General features: G+C 75.0%; 16 protein-coding genes and 1 pseudogene. 7 read left to right on the plus strand and 10 right to left on the minus strand.

Annotated elements, in window-relative coordinates:
- The first annotated feature begins 33 nt into the window (after positions 1 to 33).
- Positions 34 to 1,236, plus strand: coding sequence for an acetyl-CoA C-acetyltransferase (locus D450_RS0123480; RefSeq protein ID WP_017541070.1), 1,203 nt, complete (start codon positions 34 to 36; stop codon positions 1,234 to 1,236).
- 7 nt (positions 1,237 to 1,243) lie between these two features.
- Here D450_RS0123480 and D450_RS0123485 read toward each other — a convergent pair whose 3' ends face one another.
- The 6 genes from D450_RS0123485 to D450_RS0123510 form a co-directional block, all read right to left on the minus strand.
- Complete coding sequence (locus D450_RS0123485) at positions 1,244 to 1,501, minus strand: hypothetical protein (protein ID WP_017541071.1); 258 nt, start codon at positions 1,499 to 1,501, stop codon at positions 1,244 to 1,246.
- 2 nt (positions 1,502 to 1,503) lie between these two features.
- Positions 1,504 to 1,839: a DUF6247 family protein gene (locus D450_RS31095; protein ID WP_017541072.1), complete on the minus strand. Its 336-nt coding sequence runs from the start codon at positions 1,837 to 1,839 to the stop codon at positions 1,504 to 1,506.
- Between the two features lie 75 nt (positions 1,840 to 1,914).
- Entirely contained in the window at positions 1,915 to 3,027 is a 1,113-nt protein-coding gene (locus tag D450_RS0123495) for an NAD(P)H-dependent flavin oxidoreductase (RefSeq protein WP_017541073.1), read from the minus strand.
- Positions 3,024 to 3,797, minus strand: coding sequence for a CoA-transferase subunit beta (locus tag D450_RS0123500; RefSeq protein WP_017541074.1), 774 nt, complete (start codon positions 3,795 to 3,797; stop codon positions 3,024 to 3,026). The genes D450_RS0123495 and D450_RS0123500 overlap by 4 nt, the downstream gene beginning before the upstream one ends.
- Entirely contained in the window at positions 3,794 to 4,645 is an 852-nt protein-coding gene (locus tag D450_RS0123505) for a CoA transferase subunit A (protein WP_017541075.1), read from the minus strand. The genes D450_RS0123500 and D450_RS0123505 overlap by 4 nt, the downstream gene beginning before the upstream one ends.
- 528 nt (positions 4,646 to 5,173) lie before the next feature.
- A complete protein-coding gene (locus D450_RS0123510; protein WP_017541076.1) occupies positions 5,174 to 5,962 on the minus strand; it encodes an enoyl-CoA hydratase family protein in 789 nt (262 codons plus the stop codon).
- A 72-nt stretch (positions 5,963 to 6,034) separates the two neighbouring features.
- Between D450_RS0123510 and D450_RS0123515 the strand changes: the two genes are divergently transcribed.
- The 4 genes from D450_RS0123515 to D450_RS0123530 all read left to right on the plus strand — a co-directional run bounded on the left by D450_RS0123515 (position 6,035) and on the right by D450_RS0123530 (position 9,668).
- The gene (locus D450_RS0123515; protein WP_017541077.1) at positions 6,035 to 6,778 is read left to right on the plus strand and encodes an SDR family oxidoreductase; all 744 of its coding nucleotides are present in this window, start codon (positions 6,035 to 6,037) and stop codon (positions 6,776 to 6,778) included.
- The gene (locus tag D450_RS0123520) at positions 6,775 to 7,674 is read left to right on the plus strand and encodes an SDR family oxidoreductase (protein ID WP_017541078.1); all 900 of its coding nucleotides are present in this window, start codon (positions 6,775 to 6,777) and stop codon (positions 7,672 to 7,674) included. Before D450_RS0123515 ends, D450_RS0123520 begins: the two co-directional genes overlap by 4 nt.
- A 419-nt stretch (positions 7,675 to 8,093) precedes the next feature.
- Positions 8,094 to 8,876, plus strand: a complete 783-nt coding sequence (locus D450_RS0123525) for a class I SAM-dependent DNA methyltransferase (RefSeq protein WP_017541079.1) — start codon at positions 8,094 to 8,096, stop codon at positions 8,874 to 8,876.
- Between the two features lie 309 nt (positions 8,877 to 9,185).
- Complete coding sequence (locus tag D450_RS0123530; protein WP_017541080.1) at positions 9,186 to 9,668, plus strand: GNAT family N-acetyltransferase; 483 nt, start codon at positions 9,186 to 9,188, stop codon at positions 9,666 to 9,668.
- 61 nt (positions 9,669 to 9,729) lie between these two features.
- Here D450_RS0123530 and D450_RS0123535 read toward each other — a convergent pair whose 3' ends face one another.
- On the minus strand, positions 9,730 to 10,554 hold the full coding sequence (locus D450_RS0123535; protein ID WP_017541081.1) for an alpha/beta fold hydrolase: 825 nt from the start codon (positions 10,552 to 10,554) through the stop codon (positions 9,730 to 9,732).
- A 436-nt stretch (positions 10,555 to 10,990) separates the two neighbouring features.
- On the opposite strand from D450_RS0123535, the gene D450_RS0123540 reads away from it, so the two are divergent.
- Positions 10,991 to 11,395 carry a hypothetical protein gene (locus tag D450_RS0123540; protein ID WP_017541082.1) on the plus strand — a complete coding sequence of 135 codons (405 nt, stop codon included), beginning with the start codon at positions 10,991 to 10,993 and terminating at the stop codon, positions 11,393 to 11,395.
- A gap of 644 nt (positions 11,396 to 12,039) precedes the next feature.
- Here D450_RS0123540 and D450_RS0123545 read toward each other — a convergent pair.
- From D450_RS0123545 to D450_RS31100, 3 genes and pseudogenes are all read right to left on the minus strand, one after another.
- Positions 12,040 to 13,197: an acyl-CoA dehydrogenase family protein gene (locus tag D450_RS0123545; RefSeq protein ID WP_017541083.1), complete on the minus strand. Its 1,158-nt coding sequence runs from the start codon at positions 13,195 to 13,197 to the stop codon at positions 12,040 to 12,042.
- A 5-nt stretch (positions 13,198 to 13,202) separates the two neighbouring features.
- Positions 13,203 to 15,359 (minus strand): acetyl/propionyl/methylcrotonyl-CoA carboxylase subunit alpha, encoded by a 2,157-nt coding sequence (locus tag D450_RS0123550; protein WP_017541084.1) that lies wholly within the window; start codon positions 15,357 to 15,359, stop codon positions 13,203 to 13,205.
- A 28-nt stretch (positions 15,360 to 15,387) separates the two neighbouring features.
- Positions 15,388 to 16,997: pseudogene (locus tag D450_RS31100) on the minus strand (carboxyl transferase domain-containing protein).
- Between the two features lie 153 nt (positions 16,998 to 17,150).
- Between D450_RS31100 and D450_RS0123560 the strand changes: the two are divergent.
- The gene (locus D450_RS0123560) at positions 17,151 to 17,729 is read left to right on the plus strand and encodes an SACE_7040 family transcriptional regulator (protein WP_017541086.1); all 579 of its coding nucleotides are present in this window, start codon (positions 17,151 to 17,153) and stop codon (positions 17,727 to 17,729) included.
- Positions 17,730 to 19,378: the final 1,649 nt, after the last annotated feature.

The raw sequence follows: 19,378 nt of genomic DNA on the forward strand, positions 1-19,378 counted from the left end.
CCGCTCCCTCCTCGCCCCCTTAAGGAGCGCACCATGCCGGAAGCCTTCATCGTCGATGCGGTCCGAACCCCGGTCGCCCGGGGGAGGGAGGGCGGGGCCCTGGCCGGGGTGCACCCGGCCGACCTGGGCGCCCGGGTGATCACCGCCCTCATGGAGCGCTCAGGGGCCGACCCGGGGGCGGTGGACGACGTGGTGTTCGGCTGCGTCGACGCGCTCGGCCCCCAGGCCGGGGACATCGCGCGGACCGCGTGGCTGGCCGCCGGGCTGCCCGAGCACGTGCCCGGGGTGACCGTGGACCGGCAGTGCGGCTCGGGCCAGCAGGCCGTGCACTTCGCCGCGCAGGCGGTGATGGCGGGGACGGCCGGCCTGGTGGTGGCGGGCGGGGTGCAGAGCATGTCGGCGGTGCCGATCGGCGCCGCCATGAGGGCGGGCGAGGCGCTCGCGCGCGCGGAGGGGCCGGAGGGGCGCGGAGCCGGGGCGGGCGCCCTCCTCGGCCCCTTCGGCGGCTCGGAGGGGTGGCGGCGCCGGTACGGGGACGCGCCGGTGTCGCAGTTCGCGGGGGCGGAGGCGATCGCCCGCGACTGGGGGCTGGCGCGCGGGGAGCTGGAGGACTACGCCGTCGAGTCGCACCGGCGCGCGGTGCGCGCGGCCGACGAGCGGAGGTTCGCGCGGGAGACCGTGCCCGTGGACGGCGTCGCCGCCGACGAGGGCCCGCGCCGCGACACCTCACGGGAGAAGATGGCCGCGCTCCCCGCGCTGGTGCCCGGCGGCCTGCACACCGCCGCAACGGCATCGCAGGTCACCGACGGGGCGGCGGCGCTGCTGATCGCGGGCGAGCGCGCGCTGGAGGAGCACGGCCTGGTGCCCCGGGCGCGCATCCGCCACATGTCGGTGCGGGGGGAGGACCCGATCCGGATGCTCTCGGCGCCGATCCCGGCCACGGCTCGGGCACTGGAGGCGTGCGGGATGTCCATCGGCGACATGGACGCGGTCGAGGTGAACGAGGCGTTCGCGGCGGTCGTGCTGGCCTGGCTGAAGGAGACCGGCGCCGACCCGGAGCGGGTCAACCCCAACGGGGGAGCGATCGCCCTGGGCCACCCGCTCGGGGCGACGGGGGCGCGGCTGATGACGACCCTGCTGCACGAGCTGGAGCGGACCGGCGGCCGGTACGGGTTGCAGACCATGTGCGAGGGCGGCGGCCAGGCCAACGTGACCGTGATCGAGCGGGTGGGCTGAGGGACGCTCAGCCGAGCCACTGAATCCTCACTACGAGAACAAGTGAGTCTGGAGGATGTATCAGCACGGTGACGAGGCCTTCGCTCTTCTCCCCGAAGGGGAGACAGCGCAGGGGCTTTTGGTCGGGCTGGTCCTCGCTCTGCTGATAGGTCATGGGATCGACCAGGATCAGTGCCTCAAGGAGCTGGATGAGTGCTCTCCTGGCAGGCCGAGGAAGGTCGGAGAACTCCGCAAGGGACTTTTCGTCGAAATCCCATACATACATGATTAGTAATCGAACCGTTCCAGGATCTCGGCCCTACTGATCCGCTCCTCAGGGGGTGGGGGCCCGTCGTTCAAATAGCGGTTGACGCGTTGGGTGTACTCACGGAACCTCTCCGGGTCGCGCCTGGCGTCCACCTCGAACCACCAACGGCGCACCGTCTTGATGAGGATCGAGAGATCAGAGTCGCTACGCGCCTGCTTGTATGCGCAGTCGAGATCCTGTTCGTACTGGCGGAGCAGGGCTGGATCGTGGAGGTCGGCGATCGCCGCCCGGACCGCCGCCGGCGTGCACTCCGGCAGCGGCTCATCTCTGGAGCCGGGAGTTGACGGCATGGCCATGTGGAGACCTCCAACGTCGATGTTCCTGCCGCGAGTCTACGACCCCCGAACACTTCTGTCCTGCGAACGAACCGGTCACCCGGGGAGTCCGGCCACGGTCTCCCGCGCCTCGCGGACGGTTCGGTGGACCAGGTCGCGGCAGCTCGGGAGGTCGGTGATCGCGCCGACGGTCTGGCCCGCCGACATCACCCCGGCATCCGTGCGCCCCTCGACCATGGCGGCCTTCAGCATCATCGGGGTGTTCGCCGCCATCAGCGTCCGGCCGAGGCCGGCCCCCGTCGAGCGGCGCATGGCCCACCCCTCCCGGAGCAACGGCGCCCAACCCGCGCCCGCCTCGGTGCGGAACGCGCGCGCGTTGCGCAGGGCCAGGAGCAGGCGGCGCAGCCCGCCGGCCCGTTCCAGGGCCTCGATTGCGGGTGTGCTCAGCACGCGGTGGGGGAGGCCGTCGACCGCGCGCGTGACCACGGTGTCCTCGGCCTCCAGGTAGGCGCGCTTGACCGCGTCGGGGACCGTGCTGTCCGACGTCAGCAGGAACCGGGTCCCCATGCCGATCCCGCTCGCCCCGAACGCCAGGGCCGCCGCCAGCCCCCGCCCGTCGCGGAACCCGCCCGCCGCCACCACCGGGATGTCCACGGCGTCCAGCACGCGCGGCAGCAGGACCGTCGTGGAGACCGGGCCGGTGTGCCCGCCGCCCTCCGAGCCCTGCACCATGACCGCGTCGGCGCCCCACGAGGCCACCTTCTCGGCGTGGCGGGGCGCACCGACGGTCGGGACGACGGCGACCCCGCCGTCCTTCAGCAGGTCGATCAGGTCCTGCTGCGGCGCCAGGGCGAAGGAGGCCACCCGCACGCCCTCCGCCACGAGCATCTCGGCCCGTTCGCGGGCGTCGGCGGCGTCCGCGCGCAGGTTGACCCCGAAGGGCGCGTCGGTGCGGCGCTTGACGGCGCGGATGGCGGCCGCCGTCTCCTCGCGCCCCAGCGTCGCCGAGGCGAGGATGCCCAGGGCGCCGGCTTCGCAGGCCGCCGCCACCAGGCGAGGGCCCGCCACCCACCCCATGCCGGTCTGCACCACCGGGTAGCGGCACCCGGCCAGCCGGGTGAGGGCGGTGTCCATCGGTCCGGGGGCGGGAGCGGGGCCCAGCCGGGGCCCGGAGTCCGGGGCGGGCTGCGGGCCGAAGGGGCGGGTCATCCGGGCACCTCCCTGTCGCGGGCGCCGCGGGGGTCGAGCACCTCGCGGAGCAGGCGCAGCTCCTCGGCGGAGGGGCGCCGGGTCTCGGCGACGGCCGCCTCCCCGCCGCCGGGCAGCGCCAGGTCGAACCCGGTGGCGTCGCGGACCTGCTCGACGGTGCACCCCGGGTGCACCGACACCAGGCGCAGGGTGCGGCCGGGGCCGCCGAAGTCCATCACCGCCAAGTCGGTGACCACGCGCCGGAGCTCGTGCGCGTCGGCGGCGGCGACCCCGCTGACCATGTCGACCTTGGAGGTGAAGACCCGGCGCGAATGCCGGGGAACCCAGTAGCTGACGGTGTTGCGCACCGTATTGCCCGGGCAGCCGCGCACCCCTAGAAGCTGGGAGGTCGGCCGCTCCCAGCCGCCGATGCACGAGATGTTGGTCCTGCCCTCCCCGTCCATCTGGGAGGCGCCGAGCATGACGTGCCTGCGTCCGTGCAGTACCAGCCACAGGTGGTCGCGGAAGGGCAGCCACCCTTCGGCCTCGGGTTCGGCCGCCGGGGCGCCGCCGGTTGCGAGGGGCACCGGCTCGCGGGTGAGCAGGGCACCGCCGTCGGTGGTGAGCAGGTCGGGGGAGAAGGTCGCGCGTGCCAGGCGGGCGCCCAGTACCGAACAGGGCGCCATGGCGGCGGCGAGCACTTCGCCGTCGCCGCGCCAGGCGTCGGCGCAGGCGGCGACGGCCACCTCGGCGCGGGTGGGGGGATCCGCGGGGACGGGGCGGGCGGTCATGGCAGGGCCTCCCTGCGGTAGGCGTCCTCGCCGGCGTCGATATAGGCGGCGCGGAAGCGCTCCCAGGCCTGCGGGTCCTTGGCGGCGTCGGCATAGGCGCGTTGGAACCGCTCGTCGCGGCCGTAGTCGGGCTCGCAGGAGGTGAAGTGCGCCCCGCCCGGGGTCTCGGCCACCCCGGCCACCGCCGCCCTGCTGACCAGCAGGGTCTGCGCCGCTCCCTCGAAGCGGTCGACGATGCGTTCGCAGGACAGGTAGGTGCGGTCGGCGGCCTTGGCGAACAGGTCGTCGAGGTAGGGGTCGGGGCCCAGGTACTGGCCGTTGCCCCGCCGGTCGGCCCGGTTGAGGTGGACGAAGGCGGCGTCGAGGCGCAGCGCGGGCGCCGCCACCAGCTCCTCCGGCTCCCCGCCGTCGCCGTCGTGCGTGCCGCCGGGGGAGGGGTAGGGAGAGCGGACGGTGCGCAGCCCGGGGTTGACCCGCATGACGTCGGAGTGCAGCCCCGCGGGGGTCGGCAGGAACGGCAGCCGGTGGGCGGCCGCCAGGAGGCCGAACATGAACAGGCCCTCGTCGTACTCGGTGAGCGCGATGCGGCCGTCCTCGCGTGCGGCGCGGAACCAGGGCTCCAGCGGGATGGAGTCGAGGGTGGCGAACGGCGCGACGGCCCTGCGCACCTTGCCGTAGGCGCAGAGCAGCCCGAGGTCGGGGCCGCCGCAGGAGACCACCGTCAGGTCGCGGGCCGGGGCGCGGCACAGGGCCCGCACGAGCGCCATGGGCTTGCGGCGCGAGCCCCAGCCGCCGATGCCGAGCACGGCGCCGTCGGGAACCGAGGCGGCGATCGCGTCGGGTGTCATGAGCTTGTCCAGGGTTCGGCCCTCCTCGGCGTGCGGGCGTCCACGGCGGCACGAAGGCGCCCCGGGCGGGGCGCCGACGCGGACGAATCGGTCGCAGGCGGATGCGGACCCGCCGCGCGGCGCCGAGTCGGGAGGTCGGTCGGGGCGGTCGCCGGGCTCCGGCGCGGCCGGCGTCCGGTGGCGGCGGCGTCCGTGAGCGCTCTGTCTCCCCTACTCCCTGAGCGTGCGAGCCAGGCGGCCGAGCACCCGCCCGGCTTCGGTCGGAGCGCTCCGTTCCCCATCGGCGTTCGGCCGGGCGGCCGGTTCCGTCGAGGCCGTGCTCTCGGGTGCGGCGCCAGGCGGTCGGCTCTGGGCGGGCGCCGTTCGCCGGCGGACAGTGGCCGGGGAATGAAGCCCTTGTTCGGCGGTGCAGGCGGTGTTCGCCGTCGTCCCGCGGGTCCGGCGGCTCCTGTGGGCCGTCCGCGCCCTTGCCCCCGGGATCGGTGCGGTGCCCGGTGGTGCGCTTCGTCCGGGTGCCGCCGGTGCAGGTCATGTGCCTTCACCGGACGGGTCCGGGGCCGTGCGTGCGCCCGCCCGCGTGCTTTGGCCCGCGAACGCCTCCCGCAGCCGGTCGCCCGTGCCGTTCAGGGCCAGTTCGAAGGTGAACCCCTGCTCGAAGCGGTAGGAGCGGCGCGGGTCCACCGGGTCGGTCCCGTTCAGGGACTCCTTCGCGCGGCGGATCACCTCCGGGTCCTTGGCGGCGATGTCCCCGGCCGCCCTCAGGGCGGCCCCGCGCAGCTCCGTGGGCGGGACCACCTCCAGCACCGAGCCGAAGGCGTGCAACTGCGCGGCGGTCGCCGGGCGGCAGGTGTAGAGCATGGCGCGCGCCAGGTGGTCCGGGACCAGCCGGCGCAGGTGCGTGGCGGCGCCCAGCGCGCCCCGGTCGACCTCGGGCAGGGCGAAGGAGGCGTCCTCGGCGGCGACTACGATGTCGGCGTTCCCGGCCAGCCCCACCCCGCCGCCCAGGCAGTGGCCCTGCACGGCGGCGACCACCGGCACCGGGCAGGTGTAGACGGCGTCGAAGGCGTCCGCGCACCCCCGGTTGACCGCGACCAGGGCGGCGTGCCCCTCCCGCCGGAGCTCCTTGATGTCGACGCCCGCGTTGAAGCCGCGCCCTTCGGCGCGCAGCAGCACCGCGCGCACCCGAGGGTCGCGGCCCGCCTCGCGCACCGACGCGGCCAGCCGGTGCCAGGCCGCGGCCCCCAGCGCGTTGACCGGGGGCACATCCACGGTGACCTCGGCGGTCCCGTCCGGGTGGAGGCCGGTGGAGATCTCCATGCCTTACCTTTCCACCAAACGTTTGTTAGAAAGAACGTAACAGCGGTTCGCGACGGCGGGAAGGGGCCCGCGATGGCCGACCTGGACGGTAGGACGGTGCTGGTCACCGGGGGCGTGCGCGGTGTCGGCGCGGGGATCTGCGCGGCCTTCGCGGCGGCGGGGGCCCACGTGGTGGCCTGCGCCCGGCGGTCGCCCGCGGAGCTCCCGCCGGGGGTGCGCTTCGTCCGCGCCGACATCCGCGACCCCGGCGACCTGGAGCGGCTGGCCGCCGAGGCCGGGGAGGCGGGGGCCGTGGTCGGCAACGCCGGCGGGGCGCCGCCGCTGCCCGCGGCCGAGGGGGACGCGCGCACCCACGCCAGGATCATCGAACTCAACCTCACCGCCCAGCTGCTGCTGGCGCGGGCCTTCCATGCGCCGCTCCGCGAGCGCGGCGGCTCGCTCACCTTCATCGGCAGCGTGAGCGCCGTCCGGCCGTCGCCGGGGACGGCGGCCTACGGGGCGGCCAAGGCGGGGCTGGAGAGCCTGACCGCCTCGCTCGCCGCGGAGTGGGCGCCCGAGGTGCGGGTCAACTGCGTGCGGGCCGGGATGGTGCGCACCGGGCGCAGCGCCCTGCACTACGGCGACGAGCGCGGCGTGGCGGAGGCCGGGCGCACCGTGCCGCTCGGGCGGTTGGCCGAACCGCGCGAGATCGGCGAGGCGTGCGTCTTCCTGGCCTCGGGCGCCGCCTCCTACATCACCGGGGCCTGCCTGCCGGTGCACGGCGGCGGCGAACGGCCCGCCTACCTGGCGGCGCGAGAGAGAGGAGAGCGCCCGTGATCTGTGCGGGGAGGACGGCCCTGGTCACCGGGGCGGGGCGAGGCCTGGGGCGCGCGCACGCGCTGGAGTTCGCCCGCCAGGGCGCGCGCGTGGTCGTCAACGATCTGGGAGTGGGGCGCGACGGCACCGGTGCCGCGGACGGCCCCGCGCAGGAGACCGTCGACGCCGTCCGCGCGCGCGGCGGCGAGGCGGTGGCCTGCACCGGGGACATCGCGTCGGCCGACGGGGCGCGGGAAGCCGTGCGCACGGCCCTGGGGACCTATGGGCGCTTGGACACGCTGGTCAACAACGCGGGGTTCGTCCGTGACCGGATGCTGGTCAACCTCTCCGAGGACGACTGGGACGCGGTGGTGCGCGTGCACCTGCGGGGCCACTTCCTGATGCTGCGCGAGGCCGCGGGCCACTGGCGGTCCGAGGCCAAGGCCGGGCGCCGCCCTGCCGCCCGGGTGGTCAACACCTCCTCCGGCGCCGGCCTGCTGGGCAGCGTGGGCCAGGCCAACTACGCGGCGGCGAAGGCGGGCATCACCGCCCTGACCCTGGTGGCCGCGGCCGAGCTGGAACGGTACGGGGTGACGGTGAACGCGGTCGCCCCGGCGGCGCGCACCCGCATGACCGAGGAGGTCTTCGCCGACCGGATGGCCCGGCCGCAGGACGGCTTCGACGCCATGGACCCGGCCAACGTCGCGCCCCTGGTGGTGTGGCTGGGGTCGGGCGCCGCGCAGGGGGTGAGCGGCCGCGTCTTCGAGGCGGAGGGCGGGCGCATCCGCCTGATGGAGGGCTACCGGCCCGGCCCCGAGGCCGTACGCCCGACCCGCTGGGACCCGCCCGACGTCGGCGGCGCCGTAGAGGAGCTCCTGGCCCAGGCACCCCCGCCCCAGCCGGTCTACGGCGCGTGACGCCGAAGGCGGCGGCGACGGAACGGTCGGGCCGACGGCCCGACGCCGGGTGCGCCGGCCAGAGCGTGCGCCCTGGTCGGGCGGCCTTGGGGTGGGGAGGGGCCGCTCGGCGCCTCACGTGCGGCCGCATCGATCGGTGGGCGCCGGGGCCGACCGGTGAACCTTCGGCCGGCCGGGAAGGCCCGCCACGCAAGTGGTTCCGGCCCCAAGGGCTCTCCCGTCCGCGGCCCTAGGGAGAGTAGTGTCGGCCGCCGAGGGTCCCCCCACCGCGGCCGCCCCTCCCCACCATCGCGCCGCCCGCTCCCTCCCTCCGGAGCACGCGTACGCGCCCCGTGTCATTGCGGGCCCGCCCGGCGTCCGCGGTAGAGGATCGGACCCGGGATCCGGAGACCGTGAACACGGTGTGAGGAGTGAGAGTGATGCCTGAGAAGAAGTCCGGGGCGCTGACCGCGAACCGGTCCTCCCTCGGCCACAAGGTGCGCTATGCCCTGCGCAACCCGGGGCGAGTGGTGCCCTACGCGTCGCGCGCCCTGCGCGACGCCGCCCTGCGGTTCCGACACCGGGACCACGTCTCCTACTACCGTGCCGTCATGGCCTCCGACGCCGCGCGCGACCCCAAGGCGGCCGTGGGCAGCCAGTCGGAGAAGCGGTGGCTCGCTCTTGGGCAGATGCAGTTCGACTACCTGGTCGGGCACGGGCTCACGCCGCAGCACCGGCTGCTCGACATCGGGTGCGGCAACCTGCGGGCCGGATGGCGGTTCATCGACTACCTGGACGAGGGCAACTACTACGGCATCGACATCTCGCCGGACATCCTGGCCTCGGCCACCGGTGTGCTGGCCGAGCGCGGGCTGCAGGACAAGCTCCCGTACCTGACCCTGACGCGCGACCTGACCTTCGCGTTCCTGCCCGACGACAGGTTCGACGTGGTCCACGCCCACAGCGTCTTCTCTCACTCGCCCATCGGGGTCATCGACGAGTGCCTGGCGAACGTGGGGCGGATCCTCGCCCCAGGCGGCTTCTTCGACTTCACCTTCGACCGCACCGAGGGGTCCGAGCACCACGTGCTGCGGGAGGACTTCTACTACCGCACCGAGACGCTGATCGCGCTGGCCGAGAAGCACGGCCTGAAGGCCTCCTTCATGGAGGACTGGGAGGAGCTGCCCCACGGGCAGTCGAAGATCCGCGTCACCGCCGGCTGAGCCGACGGGGGCGGCCGGACCGAGCCGTTCTGAACCGAGCCGGTCCAAGCGTCCTGCGCTCCGCGCCTCACCGTCCGCCGTGTGACGGAAGACCGCTCGTTCCCGGGCGCCCCCGACCAGCACTCTGGTGCGGGGGGCGCCCGGGCGCGTCCGGCCCCCTTGCCGTCGCCGCCCCGCCGATCCGGCCGATGTCTCCCCCTGAGGATGCCGGGGAGAGACGGCCGCGGCTTGTGGCGAGTTCGCCGATTCACTTCGGAAGGGCCGGGCCCTGGGGCCGGACCTTCCGCGCCCTCTGGTTCACTCGTCCCCATGATCATTCGTCGCGCGCACCGCGAGGAGCGGGAACCGGTCGGAGAGCTGCGGGTCGGGGCCTACGAGGCGGACGGGCTGCTCGACGCCAGCCCCGAGTACGCCGCGGTTTTGCGCCGTCTCGGCGCGGACGGGGCCGGGGAGGTCCTGGTGGCCGAGGACGACGGCGCGCTGCTGGGCACGGCGATGCTCCAGGAGCACCGCCCGTCCAGCGAAGTGGCCCGGTCACCGGAGGAGGCGGAGGTACGCGCGCTCGCGGTCGCACCGAAGGCGCGCGGGCGCGGCGTCGGAGGGGCGCTGGTCGAAGCGCTGGCAGAGCGCGCGGCGGCCGCGGGGGCGCACCGGCTGGTGCTGTCGACCCAGCCCGCGATGGCCGCGGCACGGTACATCTACGAGAAGCAGGGCTTCGCGCGCATTCCCGACCGCGACTGGGAGCCCTTCCCCGGCTTCACCCTCCTGGCCTACGGCCGCGACCTGTTCTGAGGCGGCCGCCGGGGGGCGCACTCCGGGAGGCGCCGGGACGCGCCCGGTCCGCCCCGGCGGCTCACGCGCAGCGGGCGGTCTGCAGGATCTCGGTGGCGACCAGGCCCGGGGCGTCGGCCATCGGGATGTGCCCGCAGCCCAGCAGGGACACCACCCGGGCGTGCGGGATGCGGCGCAGCGCGGTGCGGGCGCCTGAGGGCGGCAGCAGGCGGTCGCGGTCGCCCCAGGCGATCGTCACCGGGCACGGCACCTCGCGGTGGTCGAACCGGTAGTCGGCCACCCGGGGCACCAGGCGCACGAACGGTGAACCGGCGCTGACCAGGGTCGCGTCGAAGGCCAGGCCGCGCGCGGCGGGCGAGGAGGGGTCGCCGCGCAGCACCCGCCGGGCGATGGAGCGCGCGGGCGGGCTGGCGGCGGCGGCCACCCGCACCGGTTCGGGGACCAGCCCGGCCATGCGCGCGCCGGCGGCGAGCGCCCGCAGACCGGTGTGGGTGCCGGTCGGGGCGAAGCCGACGGGGGAGAAGACCGTCACCGAGGCGGCCGCGCCCCGCGCGCCCAGCTCCAGGGCGATCGCGCCGCCCAGGGAGTTGCCGACCACGTGCGGGTGCTCCGCGCCGAGTTCGGCGCACATCCGCTGGACGGTGTCGACCAGCCACTCCACGTCGTAGGGGGAGCCGGGGGCGGGGGCCGTGGAGCCGCCGAAGCCGGGCAGGTCCACGGCGATGAGCTCGTGGTGGGCGGCGAGCTCCCGCATCACCGGGTACCAGGTCTGGCGCCGGTGGCCGATGCCGTGCAGCAGCACCAGGGGCGGCCCCTGCCCTGCGCGGTCGTAGGCGATGCGGGGGGCGTCTGTGTTCCCGGGAGCGGGCGCGGTGGGAGTGGCCACGGTCGTCTGATCACCCTTTCAGCGGCGGGCCCGGGGCCGGCCGTCTCTCCGTCGAATTCTCCGCCGAGCGCTTCCCGCCTCGGTCCGGCCCCGGCGAGCGGGCGGACGCCGCGCGGAGGGGTCGGCGGCGGCTCGTCGGCCGCCCCACCGCGGCGGCTTCCCTTCCCCTTCCCTCAGTGGCCTTGGAGCGTCCCGGCCCTGCATCGGGAATGCTTCGGACCTGCGCCGACGGCGTCGTGGGCGTCCGTTCCGGGGGTACGGGAGCACGCGGTGTCCGGGCAGGAGCCGTGAAAACCTTGTCAACGTACATTGTTGCAGTAGCGGCGCCGTGCGCCGAACGCGGCCGCGGCTTCGCCGCACACCGTTTCCGCCCGTGCGGGGAGGGGGGCGATGGAACCGCGGCCGGGGCGGTGCGCATCGCAGGAGGATGACATTTGTGCGCATCCCCCGCTCCGCGACGGTCCTGGGCGCCGCCCTGGCTCTCGCCGTGACCGTCCCCGCCCCCGCATTCGCAGGGACGGGCGACGCGCCGCCGTCCGTGGGCGCCGCCGTGGAGAACGCCCCCGGACCGCCGGAGTCCGCGGAGCGGTCGGCCGAGGGGGCGGGATCCCTGTCGGGCGCGGCCGCACCGGTGCCCGCGGACATGGGCGAGAGGGAGGCGGGAGGAACGGCCCTCGTCTCCGGCGAGGCCTCCGAGGAGCCGGTGGCAGAGGACGACGACGGTTTCCCGTGGATGGCCGCGGGCGCCATCCTCCTCGTCGTGGCCGTCGCCGCGTTCCGTTTCCGCCAGCTGTTCGGCGGCCGGAGGAGGGCCGCCCGCTCCGAGGACCCGCCCGCATGACCCGCACCCCTGACTCCGCGTGCCTGCCCTGCACGGTTCCCACGCCGAGGACCGGGCCGTCCCGTCTCCCACCTCCCAGACGAGACCGAGACCGCCACCGCGCCGGACGGCTCGCCCGGTCCGCCCACGGGATCGGCCTCCCGCGTCTCCGGCTATGCCGGACTCGGCCACGGCCCCGCTCAGAGTCCGGGCCGATGCCCGGACGAGGTCTACGGGATGTTCCGGCGGTCGTGGCGACTTACGTGCGGTGGGGCGGATCCGGTACCTGCTCAGTGGACGTGGCCCGTGTCCGCGCGTCGCCGGCCTCTCGGGGAGGCTCGCCGGGACTTCCCATGGGGCGGGGCTCCCGGGGTGCGGCGGGGTTGTTCGCCGGCGCGGCCTCCGTATGGGGCGGACGGCAGTGTTCGGGCGGGGCATGGGGGCATACGGCGGTCGTGGCGGCTTGGGTGCAGCGGGAGGATCGACCCGGACCAGTAGTCGGGGTCCGTCCCGGTCTGAGGGGCGGATCCGGTACTGCCTCAGGGGACGTGGTCCCGGCCTCTTCGGACGGCTCGCCCGGTCCGTCCACGGAGCGGGCCGGGGGTGCGGAGAGGGCACCGGGGCCGAGGGCGGATCCCGCGCCCGGCCCCGGTGCCCTCCGCCGGTCAGGCCGGGAGGCCGAGTTCGCGGGCGATGAGCATCTTCTGCACCTCGCTGGTGCCCTCACCGACCTCCAGGATCTTGGCGTCGCGGTAGAAGCGGCCCACCGCGTACTCGTTCATGAAGCCGTAGCCGCCGAAGACCTGCGTGGCGTCGCGGGCGTTGTCCATCGCCGCGTTCGAGGCCACAAGCTTGGCGATCGCGGCCTCCTTCTTGAACGGCTCGCCCGCCAGCATCCTGCGGGCCGCCTCGTAGTAGGCCAGCCGCGCCGTGTGCGCCCGGGCCTCCATGTCGGCGATCTTGAACTGGATCGCCTGGTAGCCGCCGATCGCCGAGCCGAACGCCTCCCGCTCGCCCGCGTAGCGCAGGCTCTCGTCCACGCACCCCTGAGCCAGGCCCACCGACAGCGCGGCGATCGCGACCCGCCCCTCGTCCAGGATCCGCAGGAACTGGGCATAGCCCCGCCCCCGCTCGCCCACCAGGTTCTCCTCGGGCACCCGGCAGTCCTGGAACACCAGCTCACGGGTGTCCGAGGCGTTCCAGCCCACCTTGGAGTACTTCTGCCCGACGGTGAACCCGGGGGTGCCCGAGGGCACCAGGATCGTCGAGATCTCCGGCCGCCCGTCCGGCTTGCGGCCGGTCACCGCGGTCACCGTCACCAGCGCGGTGATGTCGGTTCCCGAGTTGGTGATGAAGCACTTGGTGCCGTCCACCACCCACCGCCCCTCCTCCAGGCGGGCGGTGGTGCGGGTGGCGCCGGCGTCCGATCCTCCCCCCGGCTCGGTCAGCCCGAAGGCGCCCAGCGCCTCGCCCGAGCACAGCCGGGGCAGCCACGTCGCGCGCTGCTCGTCGCTGCCGAAGCGGTAGATCGGCATCGCGCCCAGCGACACCCCCGCCTCCAGGGTGATCGCCACCGAGGAGTCGGCGCGCGCCAGCTCCTCCAGCGCCAGGCACAGGGCGAAGTAGTCCCCGCCCATGCCCCCGTGCTCCTCGGGGAAGGGCAGCCCGAACAGGCCCATCCGGCCCATCTTGGCCACGATCTCGTAGGGGAAGGCCTCCCGTTCGTAGTAGTCGCCGATGACCGGCGCCACCTCGTCGCGGGCGAAGGCCTCGACGGTGCGGCGCAGCTCCTCGTGCTCGGCGGACAGTGCGGTGCTGGTCATGGCGGTCACTCCTGGGTCGGGGAGTCGGTGGACGGGCCCGGCCCGGTCGGGGCGGGGTCCGCGGGGTCCGGTGCGACGGCGGCCAGGACGGCGTCCATGGCCACCGCGTCGCCGGGGCGCACCTTCAGTTCGGCGACGGTCCCGTCGACGGGGGCGGTCACCGTGTGCTCCATCTTCATCGCTTCCACGACGACGACGGGGCCCCCGGCCGCCACCCGGTCGCCCACGGCGACGGGGACGGCCAGCACGGTGCCGGGCATCGGGCTGCGCAGGGTGCCGTCGGCGGCGGCAGAGGAGGTGCGCATCGGGGTGATGGCCGGGGCGTCGGTGAAGGACCAGGCGGCCCCGGCCCGGCCCAGCCACAGCTCGCCCCCCGCGGCGGCGCGCTCGTAGCGCAGGGTGCGCCCCTCGGAGGCCACGGTCAGCGCCCGGCCGTCGGGGGAGCGGTGCGCGCGGGCCCGCACGGCCTCGCCGTCGCCGACCCGCAGCTCGTAGTCGACCGGCGCGCCGGCGCCGGTGTCGGCCCCCGACAGCCGCCGCACCTCCACTGCGACCGGGTCGCGGCCCGGCGCGCGCAGCCGCCAGGTGGTCCACGCGTGCTCCCCGGGGCGCCACCCGCTCGGCACGTCGAACGGGTCGGCGCCGGGCCCGGCCGGCTCCAGGCCGAGCTGGTGGTCGAGCGCGGCGGCCGCGTACACCTGCGGCGGCACGGCGGCGTCCCCGCCGGGCGCCAGCTCGGGGCGGAGCAGCTCGGTCAGGCCGGTGGTCAGGTCACCGGCGGCCACCGCCGGGTGGGCGACCAGCGCCCGCAGGAACGCCACGTTGGTGCCGCAGCCCAGCAGCGTGTACCGGGCCAGGGCGGCGTCCATCCGGTGCAGCGCCGAGGCGCGGTCCGGGGCCCAGGTGACGACCTTGGCCAGCATCGGGTCGTAGGCCGAGGTGACGGCGGTGCCCTCGTCGAGGCCGGAGTCGACCCGGATGCGCTCGCCCTCCGGCTCCTCCAGCCGCAGCACCGTGCCGCCGGTGGGCAGGAAGTCGCGGGCGGGGTCCTCGGCGTAGACACGGCACTCCACGGCGTGCCCCTCCAGCCCCACATCGGCCTGGGCGAAGGGCAGCGGGTCGCCGGCGGCCACCCGCAGCTGGAGCTCGACCAGGTCCACCCCGCGGCGGCCGCCGACGGCCACCGCCTCCTCGGTGACCGGGTGCTCCACCTGCAGGCGGGTGTTCATCTCCAGGAACGCGAACTCGGGGTCGCCCGAGGCGGTGTCCTGCACGATGAACTCGACCGTGCCCGCGCCCACGTAGCCGCAGGCCTTGGCGGCGGCCACGGCCGCCCCGCCCATCGCGGCCCGCAGGTCGGGGCCGACCAGCGGCGACGGCGCCTCCTCGACGATCTTCTGGTGCCGGCGCTGCAGGCTGCACTCGCGCTCGCCCAGGTGCAGCGCGGTGCCGTGGTCGTCGGCCAGCACCTGCACCTCGATGTGCCGGGGCCGGTCGACGTAGCGCTCCACCAGCAGGGTGGCGTCGCCGAAGGAGGCCGCGGCCTCCCGGCGCGCCGCCGCCGCGGCCCCGGCCAGCTCGCCGGGCTCGCGCACCAGCCGCATGCCCTTGCCGCCGCCGCCCGCCGAGGGCTTGATGAGCAGCGGGTATCCGGCCTTGTCGGCGGCCTCGGCCAGGTCGGCGTCGGACAGCGGCGCCCCGGGCTCCTCGGCGAACCCGGGCAGCAGCGGCACCCCGGCCCGCGCGACCGCCTCCTTGGCGCGGATCTTGTCGCCCATGGCCTCGATGGCCTCGGGCGGGGGGCCGACGAACACCAGCCCGGCCTCGGCGCACTGCCGGGCGAACCCGGCGTTCTCCGAGAGGAACCCGTAGCCCGGGTGCACCATGGTCGCCCCCGCGCGCCGGGCGGCCCCGATGATCGCGGGCCCGTTGAGGTAGCTGTCGACCAGGGCGGCGCCGCCGATGCGCACCGCCTCGTCGGCCTCGCGGGTGTGCCGGGCCCCGGCGTCGCCGTCGCTGTAGACCGCGACCGAGCGCATGCCCAGCCGGCGCAGGGTGCGCATGATCCGCACCGCGATCTCGCCGCGGTTGGCCACCAGGACCGACGGGGCGGTGCCCGGGCGGCAGGCCCGGGCGCGCTCGCGGGGGTCGGTCGTCGTCATCGTCCACCTCTCATCGCTCACGCCCGCCTCACATCCGGAAGACGCCGTAGCCCACCGTCTCCAGGGGGGAGCGGCGGGNCGGCCGACAGGGCCAGGCCCAGCACGGTGCGGGTGTCGGCCGGGTCGATCACGCCGTCGTCCCACAGCCGGGCGGTGGAGTAGTAGGGCTCGCCCTGGTGCTCGTACTGGTCGCGGACCGGTCGTTTGAAGCCTTCCTCCTCCTCAGCGCTCCACTCCTCGCCGCGGGCCTCCTTCTGGTCGCGGCGCACGGTGGCCAGCACCGACGCCGCCTGCTCGCCGCCCATGACGGAGATGCGGGCGTTGGGCCACATCCACAGGAAGCGGGGGGAGTAGGCCCGGCCGCACATGCTGTAGTTGCCGGCGCCGAAGGAGCCGCCGATGACCACGGTGAACTTGGGGACGCGCGCGCAGGCCACGGCGGTGACCATCTTGGCGCCGTGCTTGGCGATGCCCCCGGCCTCGTAGTCGCGGCCCACCATGAAGCCGGAGATGTTCTGCAGGAACAGCAGCGGGATGCGGCGCCGGTCGCACAGCTCGATGAAGTGGGCGCCCTTCATGGCCGACTCGGCGAACAGGATGCCGTTGTTGGCGACGATGCCCACCGGGTGGCCGTGGACATGGGCGAACCCGGTGACCAGCGTGCCGCCGTACTCGGCCTTGAACTCGGTGAACTCGCTGGCGTCGACGATGCGGCCGATGACCTCGCGCACGTCGTAGGGGGTGCGGGTGTCGGTGGGGATGATGCCGTACAGCTCGTCGGGGTCCAGCGCGGGCGGGCGGGACTCGCGCCGCTCCCAGGCGGGCTCTTCGCGGGGGCCGAGCGTGGCGGCGATGTCGCGGACCGTGGACAGCGCGTGCGCGTCGTCGTCGGCCAGGTGGTCGGTCACCCCGGAGATCCGGGAGTGCAGCTCGCCCCCGCCCAGCTCCTCGGCGCTGACGACCTCGCCGGTGGCGGCCTTCACCAGCGGCGGGGCGGCCNTCGCGGACGATGACGGCCTCGTCGCTCATCGCGGGGACGTAGGCGCCGCCGGCGGTGCACGAGCCCAGGACGGCGGCGATCTGCGGGACGCCTTCGGAGGAGAGGGTGGCCTGGTTGTAGAAGATGCGCCCGAAGTGGTCGCGGTCGGGGAAGACCTCGTCCTGCATGGGCAGGAAGGCGCCGCCGGAGTCGACCAGGTAGACGCAGGGGAGCCGGTTCTGCCGGGCCACCTCCTGGGCGCGCAGGTGCTTCTTGACCGTCATGGGGTAGTAGGTGCCGCCCTTGACGGTGGCGTCGTTGGCGACGACCAGCACCTCGCGGCCGGCCACGCGGCCGACGCCGGTGATGATCCCGGCGGCGGGGGCGTCGTGGCCGTCCTCGCCGTACAGGCCCCAGGCGGCGAGCGGGGACAGCTCCAGGAAGGGGGAGCCGGGGTCGAGCAGCGCGCGCACGCGCTCGCGGGGCAGCAGCTTGCCGCGTTCTTCGTGCCGGATGCGGGTCTTCTCGGGGCCGCCCAGCGAGGTGCGGGCGATGCGCTCCCGCAGCTCGGCGGCGAGGGCGCGGTTGGCCTCGGCGTTGGCGGCGAACGCGGCGCCGCCGGTGTCCACCGCCGAGGAGAGCGCGGGTGCCCTGCTCATCGGTTCCCCTCTGTGTTAATGGCCGCTAACATCGTCGATGTTAGTGATGACTAACATCGGTGTCCAGCGTCACACCGGCCGATCCCGGTACGATCATCGGCCGCGGACGGCGGGGCGGACGACGAAGGCGGACGGCGAGCGAGGGGAGCGGCCATGGCCGAGCGGGCGGCGGCGGGCTCCCGCCGCGCCGAGATCCTGCGGGCGGCCGCCGGACTGTTCGCCGCCCGCGGGTACCACGGGGTGTCCATCGAGGACCTGGGGCGTGCGGTGGGGACCACCGGGCCCGCGCTCTACCGGCACTTCCCGGGCAAGGAGGCGCTGCTCGCGGCGATGCTGCTGGAGGTCAGCGAGCGCCTGGCCGAGCAGGGCGAGGACGTCGCGGCCTCGGCGGCCGGACCCGAGGAGGCGCTGGAGGGGCTGCTGCGCGGGCACATCGCCTTCGCCTTGGGCGAGCCGGCGCTGATCACCGTGCACGACCGGGAGCTGGACAACGTGCCCGAGCCCGAGCGCCGCCGCATCCGGCGGCTGCAGCGGGGCTACGCCGAGGGGTGGGTGCGGGTCCTGGCGCTGCTGCGCCCGGGACGCGCCCCGCAGTCCCTGCGCGCGGCGGTGCACGCGGCGTTCGGGCTGCTCAACTCCACCCCGCACAGCGCGGGCGAGCTGGCGCCGGAGCCCATGGCCGACCTCCTGTTCCGGATGGGCCGGGCCGCACTGCTGGCCGAGGACGCGTAGGGGATCCGCCGCGATGCCGCGGCTTCGGGGGACCCCCGGTCCGGGGCCGGGCGGCGAAGAGCCCCGGATGGCGCTCCCTCGCCTGGTGCCGTCGGGTGCCGGGCGCGCGGATACTCACCGGTGAAGGGACAGCCGGTGCCCCGCGCTTGGTCCTCGCTCGGGCGGCGGGTCGCCGGGGTGCCGGGTGGAGGGCGGCGACGAGGAAGGTCCGCGGCCCTTGCGGTAGTGCTGTCGGGTGCCGGGCGCGCGGGGTACACCGGTGAGGGCGGCGACGGGACAGCCGGTGCCCTGCTCTCGGTCCTTGGCCGGGCGGCGGGCCGCCGCCGGTTCCGGGAACGGGCGGCGACGAGACGATGCGGGCGGTCCCGGGATTGCCTGCCGGGTGACGGGGCTCTCCGTGGTCCGGGCGGGGCCGGCTCACGCGCGTTCGCGGCGCCCGACCGGTCCGAACCGGGCACCTCATCGATCGGCGGCACACTTCTGAACTGGGGCAATACGAAACGTCACAGCTCGGAGCGGGCGGGAGCGCGCTCATCGACGCTGCATGGCGGGCTCCAGGCGCGATGTCGGCCAGACCAGAACGGGATTCGGAGAAATGGCGTCCAGAAGATCCCTGATTGTCGGGCTTCTGGGGAGGCGGTTGGGTGAAGGCGACCGGGGTGTCGCCCCTGCGCCGATTTTCGCGTCGCCACCGACCCGTTGCCAGCTACCCGGAGTGACGATCGGCGCCATAGACGGGACCCGACTGCCGGTAGAGGGGGATCAGGAACCGAATCCGGTTCTGGTATGGCCGACATCGCGCACTCGCCCGGTTCCGGGGGTCGCTCCGGGGTGTCCGAGGCTCCCACGCCCCTTCGATCCGGACGATTCGGACGCGTGATGGGCCGCATCCAACGGGGATCGAATCGGGGGCGACCGGGGTATCGCGTGTGGCGCATTCATCGCACTCGACGCGTCCGTCCGCCCGACAACCGGACTCGCCGGACATGGCGGGCGCGTCGGTGGTGTGGGGCAATCGAGAGTGGTGGAATCACCACCCGATGCGCGATCGGGTGGTGATTCCACCACTCTCGATGAGGCCGGCCTGCCCACGATGCCGGATCCCGGGCCCCTGCCCGCCTCGGCGCCCCGAGATCAACGCGGGTTCGGCCTGATGGGCACCCCCGGTGGGGCGCGGAAGGTCCACCATTCCAAGGGGTGTGTCCCCGGAAGCCGACGCAGGGGAGCAAGGAACCACCCCCACCGGACTGCGAGAGACCCTGCGGCCGAGGAGCGGGCCCGGGACGCCGCCCCTTCATCGCCGCCCTCCACCTGGCACCGCGTCGGTCTGTCACCCGGCTGGTGGCCTGGAGCGGGGCGCCTCTGCGCCGTTGCCGCCCTCCTCCACGACCGGCGCCGGCCCGGCGTTCGGCGAGAAGCCGTGAGCGGGGTACTGGAGCTTCCGTCACCGCTTGTCGACTGCCCGGCGGGCGGGCCTGGAGCGGGGTACCTGCTGGGCCGTCGTCCGGTGACCGGTCGCACTCGTTTCCGCTGGAGTGGTGGAGCTTTCGGCCGCGTCCTTGTGAGCGGTGGGACCGCTGCGGCGCGATAGGCGCCCCCGCCCCGGGTGCGCACCCCCTCCTTAGGCGTTGATCTCGGGAGAGTCGGGG

Source organism: Nocardiopsis halophila DSM 44494 (genome assembly GCF_000341245.1).
Classification (GTDB): Bacteria; Actinomycetota; Actinomycetes; order Streptosporangiales; family Streptosporangiaceae; genus Nocardiopsis_A; species Nocardiopsis_A halophila.